This window comes from Priestia sp. P5_B4, assembly GCF_056400385.1.
In genome coordinates this window covers 1-4,473 of sequence record NZ_JBFULJ010000281.1, presented here as the reverse complement: position 1 = coordinate 4,473, position 4,473 = coordinate 1, and the positions used below count along the sequence as shown (strand labels likewise).

Annotated in this window: 6 protein-coding genes; all 6 read right to left on the bottom strand. The window is 36.5% G+C overall.

Annotated features, from left to right (window positions below; genetic code table 11):
* Positions 1 to 392 precede the first annotated feature (392 nt).
* A complete protein-coding gene (locus tag AC1DRF_RS17530; RefSeq protein ID WP_097822987.1) occupies positions 393 to 878 on the bottom strand; it encodes a tetratricopeptide repeat protein in 486 nt (161 codons plus the stop codon).
* Between the two features lie 129 nt (positions 879 to 1,007).
* The gene (locus tag AC1DRF_RS17525) at positions 1,008 to 1,301 is read right to left on the bottom strand and encodes an RNA polymerase alpha subunit C-terminal domain-containing protein (RefSeq protein WP_097822988.1); all 294 of its coding nucleotides are present in this window, start codon (positions 1,299 to 1,301) and stop codon (positions 1,008 to 1,010) included.
* A gap of 162 nt (positions 1,302 to 1,463) precedes the next feature.
* Entirely contained in the window at positions 1,464 to 2,171 is a 708-nt protein-coding gene (locus AC1DRF_RS17520; RefSeq protein WP_477741268.1) for a DNA alkylation repair protein, read from the bottom strand.
* Between the two features lie 40 nt (positions 2,172 to 2,211).
* Entirely contained in the window at positions 2,212 to 2,583 is a 372-nt protein-coding gene (locus AC1DRF_RS17515) for an iron chaperone (RefSeq protein WP_377568624.1), read from the bottom strand.
* Between the two features lie 142 nt (positions 2,584 to 2,725).
* Complete coding sequence (locus AC1DRF_RS17510) at positions 2,726 to 3,319, bottom strand: YdeI/OmpD-associated family protein (RefSeq protein WP_477741267.1); 594 nt, start codon at positions 3,317 to 3,319, stop codon at positions 2,726 to 2,728.
* Positions 3,320 to 3,492: 173 nt separating this feature from the next.
* Positions 3,493 to 4,473: Gfo/Idh/MocA family protein (locus AC1DRF_RS17505; RefSeq protein ID WP_477741266.1), on the bottom strand; the 981-nt coding region annotated here is incomplete at its 5' end.

Genomic DNA, 4,473 nt, shown 5'->3' with positions numbered 1-4,473 from the left:
ATATTATCACTCACCAGGAACTGGACAAACTAACTAAAACAAATTATCACGTTTTTTATCATTTTCTCATGGATAAGCTAATTGAAGAAGAGTTTAGTAAGGATAGAGATAGAGTGGTACAAACATAAGTGCTTCAACAAAGAAARAAGCGCAAGATCTAAAGCAAAGATCTCATATTTCAAATCTATTTCTAATAAGGTTCCTTACATATTAGACATATATAATATGTAAGGACTCTCTTATTCAACAAACGCCCCCTATAGTTTAAATGTACTTCTTCACACTCTATCATTTAAAAAGTCATTTTATCGCAGGAAGCCTGCCAGTATTGTTACAAAAAAAGCCCTCTCCTCGTTTCAGAAAACGAACTTATATTCAGTGAATTTTACAAGCTACTTCCAAGTCTGATCCAGTTTATCTGAATAAAAATGTAAGGCTTTTTTATAACTTAGTATTTCATTGTCATTTGTCGTATTTAGTAAGCACTTCAATAACAGTTCCATCGCTTGACTATGTTCTTTTAAATTGTATAAGGTCATAGAATAAAACACTTTAATTACATGATTATCTGGGAATAATTCCATTCCCTTTAAAAATATATCTTTTGACTTTTCATATTCCCCCAAGGCTCTATATGTGCTGCCCAATCCCAATATTGCCCCTTCCATATCCTTCGAAGGTAATCCTATCTTTATGGCATTTTCGTAAAAGGGTACTGCCTTTTCTTCTTCTCCTAATATGTCAAAGCTCCAAGCACATTGATAGTTATATAAAGCATCGTCTGGAAATTCCTTAACTAATTCACTTAGCAATTCGTTAGATTCTTTGTGATTTCCATTCTTTCGTAATGCTAATGCTTTATCTAGTTTGTGATTCAACTTAAATCTCCAACCCTTCTTTTTCCCACTACTTTTTTATCTCTTAACATCCTTCCATATCCAGAAATTCAGCTTATTCGTACACTTTATCCAGATCTATTTCTTGTTTTAACTATCCTTAATGAATGTTTAATCTTTAAAGACTAACCCATTGGCCTGCAAAGCTGTTCTAAGTTTAGGTAAAGAAGCCGGCCCCATACCATGAAATTGTAATATCTCTTTTTCACTAAATGTTGATAGCTGCTGCAAAGAAGTTATCCCGTTGCTTTCCAATGCTCGTCTTGCTGGTGCTGATAGCATGGAAAGAAATCCCTCTTCAGGTTTGCGTTCTTGCTCACAGGTTGGGCAGGTCGGACAGCTACTGCTTTTATAATATTTATGTCCTTTATGACAGATTCTTAGATTTCCCTTTTGGATGTTCATTTTTAATCTCTCCTTTTCTCAAGAGTTTTTTAGCTTTTATCCCCTGCCACTTCTTCAATGGATGGTTTATGAAGGAACAAAACATCATGCGTATAGTAAGCTAATTATCATTAAATACTTGTGAGTCTCGTTTCAGGTAGTGCAGCTCCATTACAAATTATGCTAACACCTTACATGTTTGCGTTTGAACCCAAGCCGTCCTCTATCTATATCCTTTTGAATGTTTTCGGAAGCAAGAAGAATACTACTTTTTTTCTTATCCTTCTTAACTTCGACTGGACCTACTGCCTTTGCAGTTTCAAGCGCCTTCTCATGAAGTGGCAAATATGAAATACCCACTGTATAGATAAAATTATTCATAGCCGATTTCGTCCGATTTGGAGAATCGTGAATCGTATTTTCCACTTGATTAAGCATATCGACAATCTTGTTTGTGCTAAATTCATCGTCAGGACGATTACCCAAAAGCCAGCAGTAACAACTCCAACCTGCCGATATTTTAAGTTCTTCATCACTTGCCACCCATTCATCAGCAACAACTTGCGCAAAATCGGTTTCTGACAAAGTTACTGCAACTACATAATCGGATAGCATGTAAAAATACGCTTTATCGATCCAACGCTTAAAATCCTCCGCAGTCATCTCTGTTGGGTCTGCAATGATACCAGCAAAATACATAGCGTCATAATTGCCAGACGCATAAAGCTGCTCGGCTAAAGCCTGATTTTTCTTGATTTTCTTTGCAATCGGCTTCATTTTTCCTGTTGCCACTCCAAAAAGTGGATCGTGTGCACCATTGTTTATGTAAGTCTTTTTAATTCGTTCCGTACCAAGCGCTTCAAGTTCTTTCATAACCATTTCAAAGTCCACCGTTCTGTACCCTCCTTCTTCTCCGCTCATAATCTGCTTTTTATTTCCGCCAAAAAGTTGAACAGTCTTTCTTATCTAAAATATTAAACTCAATTATTTTTTTAAGTAATTCATAGTTTACTGGCTCAGTCCATAGAATTCGAAACAAGCCTTTGGTAGCGCTGTATCCAGCCTGAGCAATGTCATTATTAAAGTGCACGATGCCTGTTTCTTCAGGTGAAACGCTCAAATGATGTTTCGCTGAGGCAAAGCCGATGATGAATGTTCCACGATCAGTAAACATTGGCGTATTCCATTTGATTTGTGGTTCCAAATTCGGGAAAGTATTAGCAATCCAAGCCAAAACCTCCTCTGTTCGGTCACGGTGGTCAGGGCTATCTATACGCGCTAAATATTCTGCAAAAACTTCCATAGCATTTTCTCCTCAAATAAAAATTTTTTTAATTTACTCTACTTTTATACAAATGGAACACCAGTCAGTTCACTTAACCTTGTTTCACTTTTGACTCAAATACATTAACAATTTATATTGGCCATGTTTTAAATAAAATGTACTAATCATTTAATCCTTTTCCATTAAGAATGTTCGGAATGCATTTTTCAATCCTTGATTCTCGAGTCTTAGATTGCTTGGCCGCAGAAAAATGAAGAATATATGCTCTTTGCCGTCCTGGAGTCAATGTAGTAAAAGCATTCTTTAGAGCAGGTATTTCATCAAATTTATGCTGTAGCTCATCAGGAATAATGAGTTCTTCAGGCTTTTTAACTTGGACTTTTAATCCGGCTTTTTCCACCTCGATGGCCTCATCAATATAAGCTTTCAAGATGGCTTCCTTTTCAGCTATTTCTTGCACATTGGTAAACCGAATTTGTCGCGCGCCTTGTACATTCTCCGTTTGTTGAATTAGAATACCATGAGAATCTTGTAACAGAGAACCTTTAGGGAACAGCAGCGCACAGTATTCTTTAAATCCATGTATTAAAACAATGTTTTTCTTCTCAAACGTGTAACAAGGGTTCATCCATTTAAAATCTTCGGTCAACTCACAGTCAAGAACAATCTTTCTCAACGTCTCATATTCTTCTTTCCACTTTTTAGCTTTAGTTAAAAATTCATTAACCTTAGGATTCATTTTGCTATTTGTCATTAAAGAACACTCCCATTCAATTTTTAAATCTGTCGCTCTAGCAGCCATACAGTCAGCCTTCAATTCATTTAATGGTGTTACTATTCTTCAAATGTAGGAAATGCCCTTCTACAATTGACTTGATAGTTATTAAAATTATAAACATTTTAACTTTATAAGAAAGAGGCTTTCGTTTATTTATCAAGCGTTACCCTTTCACCAGTCTCTGCAGATATTCGAACCGCATCCAATAGTTGATGAAGTTTAACAGCATCGTGGAAGTTTGGAATTTGACTTTTGTGTTCAAATATATCTTTTGCTAACACCTGATAAGCCTTTTCAACGTAATCTTTTGGATGATTATCTTTTGCTGAAGATACGTTTATCTCTTCAACATACACACTTTCAGTACTTAATAAATAAGTAGGATACTTAACCTTCTCTACTTTGAGATTACCAAATTGTACGTGACCGGATGAAGAATTCTGAGTTAAGCGAAAAACACCTTTTTCTCCTCTAATCTCTAATTGAAAAGCAGGATAAACTCCGCCTTGAATATGAACAGACGCTGAAATATCGCCGTTGAGTGTTCCCTGTATTAAGATTTGGTCCGCTGTATCCTTTGGCACCGTAACTTCTGTTCCTTGTATGAGAGCTTCTGTATAATGCGTATTCATTATCGACGATAACTCTTTAAAATCACCTAAGATGTAGCACAGAACATCAAGCGAGTGTCCACCGTTGATTGTAAGAAGGTTCGCTCCATTTTCTTTTTTTAAGATATAGCTGTTTGCCTCATCTGTTATTCCACCCTTTCCTTGTGTCGCTACCTGCATGGTACAGGAAATAATTCTTCCAATTTCCCCTTGGTTAATAGCCTGCTTTACATAATTCACCTCGGGAGATTGTCTTGCTTGTAACCCAATCGCATGGTGAATGTCCGCCTTATCCGCTAACTTTGCCAGTTTAATTGCCTGCTTAGTATCTACACCTAAAGGCCACTCGCAATAAATATGTTTCTTTTCCTCTATGGCAGCAATTGAAGCTTCGTAATGAAACGGAACTTTTACACTAACTACTACTAAATCAACATCTTTAGATTGCGCTAATTCCTTATAGTCTGTAAAGCTATGGGAAGCATCAAGTACCCTCGCACTTTCCTTGGCGGTTTCTGC